The sequence below is a fragment of the Roseibium sp. JB4-4 genome (assembly GCF_055693425.1).
In genome coordinates, this window is sequence record NZ_CM146333.1 from 2,004,728 (window position 1) to 2,020,320 (window position 15,593).

Sequence of the window (15,593 nt, forward strand, 5' to 3'; positions counted from 1 at the left end):
GCAATCCCCAAATACGATCAAGAGGTCGGACCGCACAATGCGGTTGGATACCTTGTGGACAGGAGGGACATTAAGTCTCGAGCAAGGACGCGGCGGTTCTGGCTCAGGAATTAAGAAACTCCGACAATTTCATTCAGAAAAGCCTGTGCTCTTCTGAAACCCATCGACCACAAGGACAGCACCGGGAAGGCCACTTCCCGGTGCTTTTTCATGAAATCAAGACATCTTGGCGCAAACACAAATTCCCAAGACAGGAATACTAGGCTGCGTTTTGCCGATTTGACGTCCGTCTACGGCGTGAACGCCTGGAATGTGCCCTGTTGTCGTTATCGCCTGAAGCGGATTGTTTGCGGTACGGCTTCTTGGCCGAAGGCTTGTTGCCCCGATTGCCTCCACCACGCTTCGCTTTGCTTGCTGCTGACATGGGGGGAACTTCTCCACCAGCCACCGCAATCTCGATACCGATCAGTTTCTCGATCTGCCTGAAGAGACCGATTTCTTCCGGTGCACACAAGGCAACAGCTTCACCTTCCGCGCCTGCACGTGCTGTCCGGCCGATCCGATGCACATAGGCCTCGGCAACCTCAGGCAACTCGAAGTTATAGACGTGACTGACACCAGGGATATCGATCCCTCTTGCAGCAACATCCGTTGCGACGAGAACATTGATGGCGCCGGACTTGAGATCCCGGATTGCGCGTTCGCGCTGGTTCTGGCTTTTGTTGCCATGGATGGATCCTGCGGAAATGCCGGACTGCGCCAGTTTTCTCATCAGACGCTCTGCACCGTGTTTGGTACGGCAGAAAACCAAAGACATGCCATCCGGCTTGGCTTTCAGTTGACCGACCAGGAAATCGCCCTTGGCTTTTTGGTCCATGAAGTGGACCGACTGCGTGATCTTGTCGGCTGTCTTTCCAGCCGGTGCGACTTCAACCCGCTCCGGATTTCTGAGGTAGGACTGGGCAAGTTCATTGATCTGTTTCGGCATCGTGGCGGAAAACAGCAGTGTCTGGCGTTCATCGGCCACAAGGCCGGCAATCCGGCGAAGCGCGTGAATGAAGCCGAGATCCAGCATCTGATCTGCTTCGTCGAGAACGAGATAGGACGCGGTACCAAGATCAACGGCTCCACGGTCCACCAAATCAAGCAGACGGCCCGGCGTCGCCACAAGAATGTCCGTTCCCCTGGAAAGGCGTTTGATCTGGCCATTGATGGACACACCACCGACAACAGAGGTGACCCGAAGTGGCGTCTTCTTCAGGAACGAAATCAGGTTCTTTGCAATCTGATTGACAAGTTCGCGTGTCGGCGCCAGCACCAGCGCGCGCGTTCCCCGCGAGCGAGGCTGGGTTCCATCGGCCACGAGCTGGTCGATCAGGGGAAGTCCGAAAGCGGCGGTCTTGCCGGTACCCGTTTGAGCAAGACCCATCAGGTCCTTGCCCTCAAGAATAAGCGGGATTGCCTTTTGCTGGATCGGCGTCGGTGTCGCATAGCCATTTTCAGAAACGGCAGTAAGCAGGTCGCCGGAAAGTCCCAGGCTGTGAAAATCGGTCAAATTGAATTCCTTGACTGCAAGCGCTACGAAACACGCTTGCGGTACCGCACGGCACCTGCCCTGCGGTTTGTTATGAAGCGCGGCAGCCGGAATCAATACAATGAAGGCTCCATGCCGCCAGACCCTCGCGTGAATTGGGAACTGTTTGAGCCCCTCATTAGGCTCATGTTTGGACAATCGGAAGCGGCAGCCAGGAAACCAGTCGGTTTCCAAATTTTTCGGCGCGCTGTCTGCTCACGCGGCAGCGATTGCTGGCTGCTATATCGTCTTAGCAGCCGCAAAAGTCAAGCCAAGCAGCTTGAAATCCCTTTAATGATCAAACCATTCGTTAACGTGTCAGGGAACCAGCCGGATAAGGCGGCCCTCATCGCTGTCGGTCAAAACATAAATGAAACCATCAGGACCCTGACGCACATCACGGATTCGCTCGCCAAGATCCGTCAGCAACTGCTGCTCCCCAACAATTTCGTTTCCGCTCAAATCCAGTTTGGAAAGATGCTGGCCACGCAACGCCCCAACCAGAAGGTCGCCTTTCCAGTCAGGGTAGGTATCGCTCGTAACAAAGGCCATGCCTGAAGGCGCGATGGACGGATCCCAATAGTGAATGGGTTGCTCCAAACCAGGTTTGGAGGTGCCTTCGCCAATCTTGCCGCCCGAATAATGCCGTCCGTAGGAAATAATCGGCCAGCCATAGTTCTTGCCCGCCTCAGGAATGTTGATTTCATCCCCTCCCCGGGCTCCGTGCTCGACGGTCCAAAGAACACCGGTTGCGGGGTTGATCGCAGCACTTTGCGGGTTGCGATGACCAATTGACCAGATTTCCGGCTTGTAGCTGTCGTCGCCGACAAAGGGATTGTCAGATGCCGGAGTGCCGTCTGAGGTCAGTCGCAAGACGGAACCTGTGTGGTCTGAAGTCACTTGAGCCCTGTCGCCGTCTCCCCTGTCGCCGATCGTCATGAACAACGTGCCATCCGGCGCGAATGCGATCCTGGAGCCGAAGTGTCGCCCGCCATACGCCTTGTTGTTGCCTGCAAAGATCGTCTCGCCTTCGAGCGCATATCCGCCGCCTTGCGATTGACCCAGCACCGCTTTGAACAAAGATGTGCCGGCTCCTTCCGGAGACCCTTGCGAGAAGGTCAGGTATACCGTGGCATCGTTCTCAAAATCCGGGCTGAGGACAACATCCAGAAGACCACCCTGACCTTGCGCAAACACGTCCGGCACGCCTTCGACCACCTGTTGATTGCCTTCTGCATCGACGTGTTTCAAGACACCGTCGCGCTCAGTTACCAAAAAGCCGCCGTCCGGCAGCATGGCAACGCTCCAGGGATAGGAAAGTCCCTCTGTAACCGTCTCCAGATTGAACGAAGATTGAGCTGCCACTGGAAGCATCGTGGCACCTGTCATGGAAAGGGCCATTGCAGCAATTGCAGGCAGGCAAAACGTCCTGAAATTCATGAGGTGTTCCGTCCTTGAGCTGACCAACAAGTGACCACATAGGTAGGCACTTTGCTGGCGGTTGACAGCGTCAAACGTGCAAAAAACGGAAATGTCATTTCAGGAGGTTATAGCGCCGCCTTCCAATCGCGCGGAAATTGCCCGCTTTTCATAAGCGACATTCCAATCAATCAGAGTGCGCCAGATAAGCTCGGCCTGGTCACTTTCCAGACCCAGCTCCGCTGCCCGCGCTCTGATTGCTGCAACCATGGTTTCAATACGCTCATGGTCGAAGGCTTCTTCAGGCCGATTCTTCAATTCCGCCATGCGGCGCACATATCCTTGCCTGCGGGCAAAAATTTGAAGGAGGTCTTCATCAAGCCTGTCGATGGCTGTGCGGATGTCGGATTTGTTGACGCAATCTGCTGGGTGTTTCACTTGGTTCACGCTTTGGTGGACAGAACAGAAGCGAACCGGATGTACCGGTTCGCATCAGGAAAGGGAATGCGCAAATTGAAGCAGCTATCAGCTCGTCCGGGTCTGCGCTTCCACGCTGGCAAGCGCTGACATGTTCACGACACCCCGGGAGGTTACGGACGGCGTCAGAATATGAGCCGGTCGCGCCGTTCCCAGAAGGATCGGCCCAACGTGGAGAGCTTGCGTGGCCACCTTCAAAAGATTGTGGGCAATGTTGGCGGAATCGAGGTTCGGAAACAGCAACAGGTTCGCTTCGCCCGTAAGCTTGCTGTTGGGCATGACACGTTCACGCAAATCGGTACTCAGAGCAGAATCGCCATGCATTTCACCGTCGGCTTCCAGTTCCGGATGCCGTTCCCAGATAAGTTCAAGGGCTTCGCGCATCTTGCGCGAGGACGCTGTTTCACGAGAACCAAAATTGGACATCGACAGAAGAGCGATTTTGGGTTCGATACCAAACCGGCGAATTTCCTGGGCTGCCAGGATTGCCATTTCGGAGATCTCCTGAGCCGTTGGATCTTCGGTCACAAAGGTATCGGACAGGAACAGAGCGCCCTGGCTGTTGATCAACAATGACATGGCCGAGAGATCGCGTGCCGTTTCACAAACACCAATGACCTGCTTGATGTCTCTCAGGTGGCGGGTGTAGCGCCCTTCCAGTCCACAGATGACAGCGTCCGCCTCGCCCCGCCGGACCGCGAGTGCGGAAATGACGGTGGCGTTCGTGCGCACGACGGTTCTTGCCGCATCAGGCGGCAGACCGAGGCGACCGACACATTCGAAATACTCGTCGACATATTCGCGATAACGGGGATCGTCCTGCGGGTTGACGTATTCGAAATCGACCTCCGGGCGGATTTTCAATCCGAACCGTTCGCAGCGCTGCTGAAGAACATCGGGCCGGCCGACCAAAATGGGTTTCGCAATCTTGTCCTCAATCAGAACCTGCGCGGCTCTCAAAACCCGCTCGTCTTCTCCTTCCGCGTAAATGATCCTTTGCGGATCCTTGGTAGCGTTGTGGATGATCGGTTTCATGATGAGACCTGACCGGAACACGAAGCGGTTCAGCCGGTCATAATAGGCAGCAAAATCCTCGATCGGACGCGTTGCAACACCGGTGTCCATGGCTGCCTTGGCAACAGCTGGTGCAATGCGCAGGATAAGACGCTGGTCGAATGGTGACGGTATGAGATAATTCGGGCCGAAGATTTCGGTCTTGCCGCCGTAAGCGCGCGCGGCCACATCGGAGGGTTCTTCCTGCGCAAGGCCTGCAATTGCCTCAACCGCAGCACGTTTCATTTCTTCATTGATTGTGGTCGCGCCAACGTCGAGTGCACCACGGAAGATATATGGAAAACACAGAACGTTGTTGACCTGGTTCGGATAGTCGGAGCGCCCGGTGCACATCACGACATCACTGCGCACTTTCTGCGCCTCTTCCGGCATGATCTCCGGGTTGGGGTTTGCAAGAGCAAGGATCAAGGGTCCCTTGCCCATCTTCTCAACCATATGTGGTTTCAATACACCGCCTGCGGACAATCCCAGGAAGACATCCGCACCATCAATCACCTGATCAAGCGTGCGCAAATCTGTCTTTTGCGCAAAAGCGGACTTCCACTCATCCATGAGAACTTCGCGTCCTTCATAGACGACACCCTCAATGTCAGTGACCCAGATGTTTTCACGTTTTGCGCCAAGGGATATCAGCATATTCAGACAGGCGAGCGCGGCAGCACCGGCCCCGGAGGCAACGATGTTGGCATCTTCAATCTTCTTGCCGGCCAGCTGCAGACCGTTTCGAACCGCCGCTCCGACGATGATCGCCGTGCCGTGCTGATCGTCGTGAAAAACCGGGATGTTCATTTTTTCGCGCAACTTGGCTTCGATCATGAAGCATTCAGGCGCCTTGATGTCTTCCAGGTTGATTCCACCGAACGTCGGCTCCAGAACCGAAACGGCATCGACGAACTTGTCGACATTGTTTTGCGCAACTTCGATGTCGAACACATCAATGCCGGCGAATTTCTTGAAAAGAACCGCCTTGCCTTCCATCACCGGCTTTGAGGCAAGCGGTCCGATGTTGCCAAGTCCAAGAACAGCGGTTCCGTTGGAGATCACAGCGACAAGGTTGCCCCTGGACGTGTAATTGGCGGCCTTCGCGGGATCCTCGGCAATTTCAAGGCAGGGTGCGGCAACGCCCGGAGAATAGGCGAGAGCCAGGTCGCGCTGGTTGCCCAATGGCTTGGTGGCCTGGATTTCGAGTTTGCCAGGCCTTGGATGTTCGTGAAAATACAGGGCGGCTTCTGTCAGATCGCTTTCGTTGGATTTGCTGTCGCTCATGACTGTCCCTGTCTCCCTGGCATATTCCGTTAGGTAGTCTTTTTCTGCAATTCGCGGCGGCATGGCCCCCTGCCAACTATTGCAGCGATTTGATGAATTGTCTCTGAGCTTTATCTGGCGCGATGCAAAATGAGAACCCGCAACAGTCCAAAGAGCACAATGCTGTTCAGGATATGCCACAGGAAATGCGTTCCCAAGGCAAATTGGTTGCAGATTGGCTCATCCAACATGCGGAAAGTCAATGAAAGCGCGAAGACAATGCCCGTGATCAGCACCTGTGCGCCGAGGCGGCTGTTTTGCCTTCTGAACAAAGCGCCCACGACGAAAATCGCGAGCAGCGCCGGCACATATCCCGCAGAAGAGCCGACCAAAGGTGCGATCACTTGAGCGACAAACGGTGTTGCCAGAAAAAACCCGACAACAATCAACAATGCGAGCCACCAGGTGACTGCAAGAAACCGTTTCAGTGCAAAAAACAAATAGACATGAATGAATATGGCAATTGGCAATATGTCAGCGAGTGCTGCCCATCTGGTTGCGAAGGTGTGAAACAGGAATGAGCCGACACCTATTACAAAAACAACGCCAATCAAAACAAACGCCGGCCAGTCATCCGGTGTTTTTCGCCGCCACAAGAAAAACGCGACAATTGCGGCGACCAGAAAGGCAGCGTTTGTGATGGCGTTGACCGGTTCAGACCAGAAATCGGGCCCAACCCGCTCGCAATAATTGTCGACCTGTTCATTCAATGCCATCTGCAACGCACCAATCTACTGCTTCTTTTCAGATCTAACTACAGCCTGGACGTGACAGTTTCAGCAATCAAGCGGGCCAATCGCGAAACACCTTCTTCGATTTTCCGTTCATCAGCGCAGGAAAAACTCAGCCGCATCGTGTTGGCACCGCTTCCATCGGGATGGAACGCTCTTCCGGGAACAAAGGCGACTTTGGCCTTTTCAACAGAGCTCTGCAGCAGTTCGGCAGCATCACACGCAGTCGGCAATTCCACCCAGATAAACATGCCGCCTTCCGGTCTGGTCCAACGGCACTCCGCCGGCATGTGCTTTTCCAATGCTTCCAGCATGGCATCGCGCCGCGCCCGGTAGATCCGATTTGTTCGGGCCGTGTGGGTGGCGAAGTCGCGTTCAGCAACGCGTGCCATGGCATCCTGGTTGAGAACGGGCGTGTTGAGATCGCTTGCCTGCTTGATCAACACAAGCCTGGAAATCACTTCAGAGGCCGCACAGATCCAGCCAAGCCTCAGACCTGGGGACAGGGATTTGGAGAAGCTGCCACAATAAAGCGTCCGGCTGTTCTCGATACCGCCGGAGTTTTGACAATCGAGTGCCAGCATCGGCTCAACGGCTTCACCGTCGTATCGCAGACTTTCATAAGGAGCGTCTTCGACAATTGCGCAGGATAATTTCTCAGCCAAAGCCAAAATGCGGCGCCGGTCTTCAAGGCCAACAGTCAAACCCGTTGGATTGGCGAAATCAGGAGACAGGTATGCGAACTTGACCTGCCCACCGAATTCATCAGCCTTTCTTGCGTAGTCTTCCGCGGCACGGTTGGTTCCAGGATCCAGCCGGTCGAATTGCAACTCATATGCGTTGAAGGCCTGAACCGCGCCGAGATAGGTTGGCCATTGGACAAGTGCAGTGTCCCCCGGGGACAAAAACAGCTTGCCGAGATAGTCCAGTGCCTGTTGCGATCCAGAGGTGATAAGAATGTTTTCAGGTGCGCATTCCACACCGAGTTCGCGCATGTGGGCGACAATCCACATTCTCAAGCGCAAGCTGCCTTCGCTCACTCCGTATTGAAGCGCCCTGGATGCCTCCGGACCGCCCAGGATCTCCTCATAGGCTTTCTGGAAACTCTCAGTGGGAAACAGCTCGGGGTCGGGAATACCGCCTGCAAATGAAATCACATCCGGGCGGTCCAGCAACTTCAGCAATTCGCGAATTTCCGACGCGCGCATTCGACTGGCACGCTTGGCGTAAAGACTTTCCCAGGTGGTCATGGCGGGCTCACTGGCTTTCAAAAGAGACAAATTAAGTCAATAATACTGACCTATATATTTTGCAAGTGTCTCAATCTTTTTATTTTTTGTAATTTTATTGCGCAAACAATCCTCCAAACCACGCAAATACGGCTGAGCTGGACCCGAGGGTCCTGAGTGCCTAAGTGTTGATGCAAAGGAGTTATTCATGTCACGTCTCGATCAAAGCCGCCCGTTCATTCCGCTCAATATTGCCGTTCTGACGGTGTCCGACACACGTTCATTGGATGAAGACAAGTCGGGCAAAACGCTTGCAGACCGGATCAAAAGCGCTGGCCATACCCTGGCAGACCGCAAGATCGTCAAGGACGACGTTCCGGCCATTCAAGAGATCGCAAGAGCCTGGATTGCGGACAAGGGAGTTGACGTCATTGTCTCTACAGGTGGGACCGGGTTCACCGGCCGGGACGTAACACCTGAGGCCATGGAGCCGCTGTTTGAAAAGCGCATGGACGGTTTTTCCGAAGTGTTCCATCGCATTTCCTATGACAAGATTGGAACGTCGACTATCCAGTCCCGGGCAACAGGCGGAGTGGCCGGCGCAACGTACATTTTCGTGCTCCCCGGATCGACAGGGGCCTGCAAGGATGCGTGGGACGGAATTTTGAAGTGGCAGCTCGACTATCGCCACATGCCCTGCAACTTCGTTGAAATCATGCCGCGGCTCGATGAACACTTGAAACGCGGCAAACTCCAGGAGGCTTGAGAATTGCCGTTTCTCATTCGATCAGCAGTCCTGGACGATGAGCGCGCTGTTTCGGCATTGCTCCTCAAAAGCTACACAGCGCTGCTCAAAAGTGCTTACGATGCAGCAACACTTGCCAAGGCTCTGCCATTGATCACGCGTTCAAGGCCGGAGCTCCTGACCTCCGGCAGCTATTATCTGGCGCAAACTGAAGACGGCCAGCTGGTCGGCGCAGGAGGCTGGACAAAGGCATCCCCGACAGGGCTCGAAGAGACGGAAAACAACGGTAACATTCGCCATTTCGGCACAGATCCAGAATTTGCCGGCCGGGGAATTGGGCGTTTGTTGATGCAACGTTGCTTCGAGGACGCGAAATCTGGCGGCCTTTCAGAGCTTAATTGCTATTCGACGCTGAATGGCGAGAGTTTTTACCGCGCCTGCGGTTTCAATAGCATCGAACGATTTCTCGTTCTCCTGCCCGGGAACGTCGAATTTCCATCCATCCGCATGACCTGCCCTCTGTAACTTCGGCAGAAACGGCCTAATTCAGCCGGAAAGGAGAAAAGAATGGGTATGCTCGTCGATGGCAACTGGGATTCCGATGCAACAGGAGACAGCGTTGATGGCGATCGCTTCGAAAGATCGAAAGCACAGATCCGGAATTGGGTCACACCAGACGGCTCCGCAGGCGCAACGGGGAAAGCTGGATACCACGCTGAAAGTGGCCGTTACCATCTCTACGTTGCCTGGAACTGCCCCTGGGCGCACCGCACGTTGTTGATGCGTGCGGTGAAGGGTCTTCAGGATCACATTGGAATATCTGTCCTTGCGCCGAAACGCACAGAAGACGGTTGGGTGTTTGACCCGAAAAACGGCTATACCGATACCCTCGCTGGCGCTGCGGCCCTGCACCAGATCTATGCGAAAGGCACCTCTGACTATACAGGGCGGGTCACAGTGCCCGTTCTGTGGGACACCAGAACCGATACTCTGGTGAGCAACGAGTCGGCTGAAATCATCCGCATGCTCAACAGTGCCTTCCAGGGCATTGCCGAAAACCCGGCCGACTTTTTCCCAAGCGAGCTGCAGAACGACATCGACGACTGGAATGCCTTCATCTATCCGAAACTCAACAATGGCGTTTATCGTGCAGGCTTTGCGCGCTCACAAACAGCTTACGATGAAGCCGTTACCGAGGTCTTCGAAGCGCTGGACCGGATCGAAAGCGTGCTTGAGACACGTTCCTGGTTGACTGGGGAGAGCATCACGGAGGCCGACATTCGTCTTTTTCCGACACTGGCGCGGTTTGATACCGCTTATTGGAGCGCCTTCAAATGCAATAAACGCAGGCTGATCGACTACCCGCATCTGTGGGCCTATGCCCGCCGGTTCTTTGCCCTTCCAGGCGTCGCCGACACGGTAAAGCTCGACATTTACAGGCGAGGCTATCACTCAAAAAGCGAGCTGCGAAATCCGAACGGCATCGTGCCGCTTGGACCGATTGTCGACTTTTCAGAGCCGCTTGAGGCAGCCTAGGCTGCAGCCTCTCTGGCGCGTTGCCAAAGCAGAATGGCAACAGGCTTGACGAAGGCGAGTAAGAATTGGCGCTTTTAACCGCCATTCGGCGTCGGAGAAGGCCGTCTCATTCTCAGCGCTCGTTTGTAGAGCTTCAATCGTACAGACATACCGAACTTCAATGTCTGCTTTGCGCCCAAAACACTGCGGCTTGGTCCGTTTGGTCGGCCGGCGTCTTGGAGCCCAGAGTGTCCGATGCTGCGTTCCAGGCAAATGTCCGCAATACACGTCAGGCCGATTGATGAAGCAGCAGGAGAATTTCTAGTCCTTGATCTCCCATGGGGCTGTTGTCGCGAATGCGCCTCGAAGAGTATCTACGAACTCTTCGGCTCGCCGAGACAGCGGCCGGGCAGCCGGCCGAACCAGTTTTGCGTCTCGTCCATATGTGCGGTGATCGTTCAGCACTGTCTCCAAAGTGCCCTCTAGAATTGCATCGTTACAAACGAAACTGGGTTCCAGACAAACGCCCAGACCCGCTTTAGCCGCGTCAACCAAGACAGTACCATTATTGGTGACAATGCGCGGTGACAGTTGCACGTCCAGTTTTTGACCGTTCGGGCGCGAAAATCGCCAGCGCGCGGGATCCGGTCCAACACGATACGCGAGCGCCGGAAAACCGGTTAGATCTTCTGGTGTACCTGGGCGGCCATACTGATCCCAAAAGGCCGGGCTGGCTGCGACGACATAGTGGACAGAAAAAGGGGTTCCGAGGTCAGCGCCGGATCATCCAAATGCCCGAGACGTATTGCAAAATCAAATCCCCCTTCGATCAGGTCGACGGGCCGATCACTTAATTCCATGTCGAAATGAATCTCGGGATTCGACGCTGCGAATTGGTTGGCGAGTGGTGCCAGATAGCGCAAACCGAATGCGGGCGGGCAAGCGACGCGTATGAGACCTTTTATCGGTCTGTCTTGACCGGAAATCGCGCTGTCTGCTTCGTTCAGATCAGATAAGAGCCGCAGACAGTGAGCGTAATATTCCCGGCCTCTTTCGGTGGCCTTTACTCCACGCGTCGAGCGGAGTGTAAGTCTGACGCCAAGGCGTGCTTCCATTTCGTCAACCCTGCGGCTGACTGCTGAAATCGCCACACCTTGGCGTTCAGCCGCAGCTGAAAACGAGCCAGTCTCGACAACGGCCACAAATGCTTCAATCTCGGCAAATCGATTCATTTGCTTTCCAAAAATTAGATATCAGATTTCAAAATAACACATCTACTGCAATTTTTTAGAAATTATATATTCAGCCGACCCACGCTCTTGAATTGCCACCAGAGGAGCAAAATTTGCGCCGGCGCCTTCATACACTTCCGATTTTCACACTGGCTATCTTGTGGCTCGTCGGCTGGACACTGCGTGTACCGGTTTTGGCCACTCCTCCATTGGCAACCCGCATTGCGGAATCCTATGGGCTGGAAGCTATGGGGATCGGAGCTTTGACCATGTTGCCTGTGGTCGCCATTGCCTTTGGCGCGATCCCCGCGACTTTCCTAATTGGACGCTTCGGTTTGAAAGCTGCAATTGCTTTTGGTGTTTTGCTGATGGCAGTGGCCTCCACCGCGCGCGGATATGCGCCTTCGGGTCTGATGCTTTTTTCGGTTTCTGTTCTTATGGGATTTGGCGTTGCCCTGTTCCAGACTGCTTTACCCGCGGCGACCAGGGTTTGGACGCCTCGACACATTGCACTCGGAAATGCCGTATATCTGAACGGTATGATGGTTGGGGAAGTGTCTGGTGCAGGATTGACCTTGCCTTTGGTGCTGCCACTGGCCGGCGAAGACTGGCGCATGGCGTTGTTCCTGTGGTCTGTTCCCATCTTGCTCATATCGTTGGCAGTCACGTTCGTGCGTGCGCCCAAAGAAACCAATGATGCACCCGAAGTCGGTACGCAGGATCCGGCATCGACTGCATCACTGCCAAACTGGAACGACGCGCGCGTTTGGCAATTTGGGCTGCTCCTGGCCGGATCGGTTGTCCTATTCTATGTCATCAACTCCTATATCGGCGTGATACTGGATGCACGAGGTGAGCGTGATGCACTTGCCTGGTTACTGTTGCTCTACAACGCGACCCCATTGATGGCTTCGTTTGCAGTTTTGGCAGCGCCAGGCTGGATTGGCAGGCGAAGGCCCATAGCGGCATCTGCGGGATTGGCCGTGCTCGGGCTTGCTCTATTTACCTTCTTCTCCGGATGGGCTTCTTGGTTGGGTGCCCTGCTCACCGGGTTCGCAGCATCGGTAGAACTCATTCTGTTGGTATCGCTGCCAGCCGTCATTGCAAAAGGAAGAGCTGTGACACAGCTGTCTGCAGGAATGACTCTCATCGGCTACGGCATCGCATTCCCGCTGCCTATGATCGGTGGCTGGTTCGCTGAACAAGTTGGTTGGCTGGAAATCTCTCTGATCCCGTCCTTGGTGTTCGGGGTTGCCATTCTGATCCTGGCGGGAGAGCGCCGGTTTCCGGTCTACACCTGGGCACGATAGGAGTCACAAGTAGAATGAAATGATCGTTGAACAAGTTACGATCAGGGTTGCCTTTGCCCGCGGCCAGACCGTTTGACCCAATCGCAGAGAGCGATTGTTTTCGGCAGGTGAGAGCGAAACAGTTAGGGCCCGTTCCGGGGGCGCATTGCAACCTGACAGCCCCCAACTGAAGCGAATGGCGGGTTTGAGCCCAGAGTGACCATGAGAGGCACCCTTTGAGTTGCCTCTCATGGTCCATAGCGCTGAAGACAGTCAGACCGTCAAGCTAATGTTGAACTTATTTCCGTCTGGGTCACGAAAATAACCACCGTAAAAGTTCTTGCCTCGATGACCCGGGGCTCCTTCATCGGTTGCGCCGAGTTCAATTGCCAGAGCATGAACGGCATCGACTTGATCTTGATCCTTTGCTGCGAGCGCAACCATGGCACCATTTCCGTGAGACGCAGTTTCGCCATTGTAGGGCGTGGTCACTACTATTTTGGGTTTTTCAGGCCCAAAGCTATAGCCGATCATGTTGTCTAGGCTAAAGGCGCGTGTACCGTTTATTGCGCAGAACAACGCATCGAAAAAAGTTGCGGAAGCAGCAAGGTCATTTGACCCAAGAGTGATGTAGCTAATCATGATTTTTCTTTTTGCATGAGTAATTGTTGCGCCCTATGAGGCGGCGCGCTGTAAAACCAAAGAGCGGTTTGCGTGGGGATACTCAGGCAATCATGCACGCATTTTATCTGCGTAATTGCGGATTAGCAACGGCAGCGATGTCCGCATAGCCGCCAAACGCGGCAGATGGATCAACCCCGGCAGTTATACCTGAAGCGGGCATCGGCCACTCTTCAATTATGAGTATACGTCCTCGGGCACGGTCCCAAGAAACTATGCGCTCAGATCCCTCGGGATCTGAATTGCATTCAAGGTGCAAAGGCAAGGGAAACCCAGACGGTTTGTGAGCTGCTGCAACACAGATGACAGTCCCGCTCTAGGGGCTCCGATCAATGTCGGAGTGCACCATCATAAGGGGACGTTCCCTGGCTCGCCGTTGCCTGTCATTAGCCGTGGAGTTTGATCGCGACCCTTGCCGGAATGCGCAGGATCCCGACGCAGAACCGGGCAAATGATTGGCGCAAGCCTGCAATGAGGCCCTCCCGCTGCGGTTCGCCGGATGTGACCGCGGCTGCCCGCAGAAACACCATTCGGCCGCGGCCAATGCGCTTTGCTATGTCGAGATCTTCCAGCTGCGGCAAAGGCCTGTGACCACCGAGCTTTTGATAGAACTGACGTGAGATCAGCAGCCCTTGATTTCCATAAGGCATGCCAAGCAGCTGGGAACGGAACGCCGCGACGGATTCCCCAAGACGGGCACCTGGCCCAAAGGCTTCGTATCGCAGCCGAAAGCTGGCCGCCGTCCGGGGTCCGTTTGGCGCGCGGGCTGCCCGTTCGACAAATGCCTGTGCTTCATGGTGCCAACCGCTCTCAAGCAGCGTTTCAGGCTGCAGGAACAGCAACCAGTCGCCTCTTTTGGCGATCTCAGCACCCAACGCGAGGCGTTCAGCCTTTGATTTCTTCAAGACCGCCCAGTGGCAACCGGCCGCGTCCGCGACCTTGCCGGTATTGTCCGATGAGCCACCGTCCACGATCACGACTTCGCGCACGACGCCTTCCGCGGCTGCGGGCACAAGCGCCGAGAGGGCATGGACCAGCTCGGTTTCGGAATTGTATGTCGGAATAATGACGCTAATCATGTCCCGAAGTTCTACAGGATTTTTTTCAAAGTGCGAGTGAATGGGCTTGAGAACGCGCGGAAATTGGCTAATGTTCTACTTATGTTCTCATTTACTCGCCTGAAACGATCATGAACGCGCCTACGCAATTCGCTGCAGCGCAGCAAACGGCCGACATTCCCGAAGACAGTGCTTCCCGGTTGAAGGAGGATAGAACAAGAGGCCGGGGATCAGCACTTAACAAGTCCGGCCGATTTGAACCCCTAGCCTATGAAAGCTTTGACGATGGCTGGGACACTCTTGAAGATCTGCCCCCATTGCAAACCGAGGTACAGGAAGAGCGTGCACGGACGATCATAACGCGCAATTCTTCGCCCGATCTTTCCTTTGACCGTTCGATTAACCCTTATCGCGGCTGCGAACATGGTTGTGTCTACTGTTTCGCGCGGCCAAGCCACGCCTATATGGGACTGTCTCCCGGGCTGGACTTTGAAACCCGCCTTTTCGCCAAACCCAATGCGGCGCAGCTTCTGGAGCGGGAATTGTCCAAACCGGGCTACATTCCGCGCGTGATCGCCATCGGCACGAACACCGACCCCTATCAACCGCTGGAACGCGGATACAAGTTGATGCGGGAAATCCTGGAAGTTCTCGACAACTGTTCTCATCCGGTCGCGATCGTGACAAAGTCAGCACTCGTGACCAGGGACATCGACATCCTCGCGCGGATGGCCGAACGCAATTTGGTCAAGGTCGCGCTCTCCGTCACCACCCTGGACAAAAAGTTGTGCCGTGCCATGGAGCCCCGCGCGTCCGCACCTCACAAACGTCTTGGTGCTATCAAGGCCCTGAACGCAGCAGGCATTCCCTCGCTGGTCATGATGGCACCCATTATCCCAGCTCTGACCGACAGTGAGATTGAAAACATATTGGAAGCAGCTGCCGAGCACGGTGCACAGGAAGCTGCTTATGTCCTTTTACGGTTGCCCCTTGAAGTCTCCGAACTGTTCCGCGACTGGCTGCTCAGGCATCGCCCTGACCGATACAGGCACGTCATGAACCTCATCAGATCCATGCGTGGCGGCAAAGACTATGACGCCAAATGGGGGGAACGCATGAGAGGACGAGGTCCCTATGCGGATCAGATCTCCAAACGCTATTCGCTTGCTGCAAAACGTCTGGGCCTCAGCTTACGCAGAAAGAAACTGAACCTGAATGATTTCCGCCAACCTCAAAAAGGTGGTGTGCAACTGGACCTCTTTTGA

General features: G+C 55.0%; 13 protein-coding genes and 1 pseudogene. 5 read left to right on the forward strand and 9 right to left on the reverse strand.

The window, feature by feature from the left end:
- Positions 1-259: 259 nt before the first annotated feature.
- The 6 genes from ACZ1HV_RS09185 to ACZ1HV_RS09210 form a co-directional block, all read right to left on the reverse strand.
- Positions 260-1,555 carry a DEAD/DEAH box helicase gene (locus ACZ1HV_RS09185; RefSeq protein WP_298958875.1) on the reverse strand — a complete coding sequence of 432 codons (1,296 nt, stop codon included), beginning with the start codon at positions 1,553-1,555 and terminating at the stop codon, positions 260-262.
- 336 nt (positions 1,556-1,891) lie between these two features.
- Positions 1,892-3,013 carry a PQQ-dependent sugar dehydrogenase gene (locus tag ACZ1HV_RS09190; protein ID WP_472717896.1) on the reverse strand — a complete coding sequence of 374 codons (1,122 nt, stop codon included), beginning with the start codon at positions 3,011-3,013 and terminating at the stop codon, positions 1,892-1,894.
- A gap of 99 nt (positions 3,014-3,112) precedes the next feature.
- Positions 3,113-3,430 carry a chorismate mutase gene (locus ACZ1HV_RS09195; protein WP_472717897.1) on the reverse strand — a complete coding sequence of 106 codons (318 nt, stop codon included), beginning with the start codon at positions 3,428-3,430 and terminating at the stop codon, positions 3,113-3,115.
- An 87-nt stretch (positions 3,431-3,517) separates the two neighbouring features.
- Positions 3,518-5,809: an NADP-dependent malic enzyme gene (locus ACZ1HV_RS09200; protein ID WP_472717898.1), complete on the reverse strand. Its 2,292-nt coding sequence runs from the start codon at positions 5,807-5,809 to the stop codon at positions 3,518-3,520.
- Positions 5,810-5,919: 110 nt separating this feature from the next.
- Positions 5,920-6,564: a ceramidase domain-containing protein gene (locus ACZ1HV_RS09205; protein ID WP_298958866.1), complete on the reverse strand. Its 645-nt coding sequence runs from the start codon at positions 6,562-6,564 to the stop codon at positions 5,920-5,922.
- A 38-nt stretch (positions 6,565-6,602) separates the two neighbouring features.
- Entirely contained in the window at positions 6,603-7,829 is a 1,227-nt protein-coding gene (locus tag ACZ1HV_RS09210; RefSeq protein WP_472717899.1) for an aminotransferase-like domain-containing protein, read from the reverse strand.
- A gap of 187 nt (positions 7,830-8,016) precedes the next feature.
- On the opposite strand from ACZ1HV_RS09210, the gene moaB reads away from it, so the two are divergent.
- The 3 genes from moaB to ACZ1HV_RS09225 are packed head-to-tail and all read left to right on the forward strand — an operon-like array spanning position 8,017 to position 10,089.
- On the forward strand, positions 8,017-8,574 hold the full coding sequence (gene moaB / locus ACZ1HV_RS09215; RefSeq protein ID WP_298984932.1) for a molybdenum cofactor biosynthesis protein B: 558 nt from the start codon (positions 8,017-8,019) through the stop codon (positions 8,572-8,574).
- A gap of 3 nt (positions 8,575-8,577) precedes the next feature.
- Positions 8,578-9,078, forward strand: coding sequence for a GNAT family N-acetyltransferase (locus ACZ1HV_RS09220; RefSeq protein ID WP_472717900.1), 501 nt, complete (start codon positions 8,578-8,580; stop codon positions 9,076-9,078).
- A gap of 42 nt (positions 9,079-9,120) precedes the next feature.
- Positions 9,121-10,089 (forward strand): glutathione S-transferase family protein, encoded by a 969-nt coding sequence (locus ACZ1HV_RS09225; RefSeq protein WP_472717901.1) that lies wholly within the window; start codon positions 9,121-9,123, stop codon positions 10,087-10,089.
- A 300-nt stretch (positions 10,090-10,389) separates the two neighbouring features.
- Here the strand turns inward: ACZ1HV_RS09225 and ACZ1HV_RS09230 are convergent.
- A pseudogene (locus ACZ1HV_RS09230) lies at positions 10,390-11,300 on the reverse strand (LysR family transcriptional regulator).
- A 113-nt stretch (positions 11,301-11,413) separates the two neighbouring features.
- On the opposite strand from ACZ1HV_RS09230, the gene ACZ1HV_RS09235 reads away from it, so the two are divergent.
- On the forward strand, positions 11,414-12,610 hold the full coding sequence (locus tag ACZ1HV_RS09235) for an MFS transporter (protein WP_472717902.1): 1,197 nt from the start codon (positions 11,414-11,416) through the stop codon (positions 12,608-12,610).
- A 252-nt stretch (positions 12,611-12,862) separates the two neighbouring features.
- Here the strand turns inward: ACZ1HV_RS09235 and ACZ1HV_RS09240 are convergent, their stop codons facing one another.
- Complete coding sequence (locus ACZ1HV_RS09240; protein ID WP_298958852.1) at positions 12,863-13,231, reverse strand: VOC family protein; 369 nt, start codon at positions 13,229-13,231, stop codon at positions 12,863-12,865.
- Between the two features lie 425 nt (positions 13,232-13,656).
- The gene (locus ACZ1HV_RS09245; RefSeq protein WP_298813805.1) at positions 13,657-14,349 is read right to left on the reverse strand and encodes a glycosyltransferase; all 693 of its coding nucleotides are present in this window, start codon (positions 14,347-14,349) and stop codon (positions 13,657-13,659) included.
- Positions 14,350-14,459: 110 nt separating this feature from the next.
- Here ACZ1HV_RS09245 and ACZ1HV_RS09250 point away from each other — a divergent pair, with 110 nt between their 5' ends.
- Positions 14,460-15,593, forward strand: coding sequence for a PA0069 family radical SAM protein (locus ACZ1HV_RS09250; RefSeq protein WP_298984923.1), 1,134 nt, complete (start codon positions 14,460-14,462; stop codon positions 15,591-15,593).

Excerpts from the sequence above, each read along its gene's own strand:
- ACZ1HV_RS09205 (WP_298958866.1), bottom strand. The coding sequence starts at position 6,564 with ATGGCATTGAATGAACAGGTCGACAATTATTGCGAGCGGGTTGGGCCC.
- ACZ1HV_RS09245 (WP_298813805.1), bottom strand. The coding sequence starts at position 14,349 with ATGATTAGCGTCATTATTCCGACATACAATTCCGAAACCGAGCTGGTC.
- ACZ1HV_RS09225 (WP_472717901.1), top strand. The coding sequence starts at position 9,121 with ATGGGTATGCTCGTCGATGGCAACTGGGATTCCGATGCAACAGGAGAC.
- ACZ1HV_RS09240 (WP_298958852.1), bottom strand. The coding sequence starts at position 13,231 with ATGATTAGCTACATCACTCTTGGGTCAAATGACCTTGCTGCTTCCGCA.
- ACZ1HV_RS09200 (WP_472717898.1), bottom strand. The coding sequence starts at position 5,809 with ATGAGCGACAGCAAATCCAACGAAAGCGATCTGACAGAAGCCGCCCTG.
- ACZ1HV_RS09190 (WP_472717896.1), bottom strand. The coding sequence starts at position 3,013 with ATGAATTTCAGGACGTTTTGCCTGCCTGCAATTGCTGCAATGGCCCTT.
- moaB (WP_298984932.1), top strand. The coding sequence starts at position 8,017 with ATGTCACGTCTCGATCAAAGCCGCCCGTTCATTCCGCTCAATATTGCC.
- ACZ1HV_RS09250 (WP_298984923.1), top strand. The coding sequence starts at position 14,460 with ATGAACGCGCCTACGCAATTCGCTGCAGCGCAGCAAACGGCCGACATT.
- ACZ1HV_RS09210 (WP_472717899.1), bottom strand. The coding sequence starts at position 7,829 with ATGACCACCTGGGAAAGTCTTTACGCCAAGCGTGCCAGTCGAATGCGC.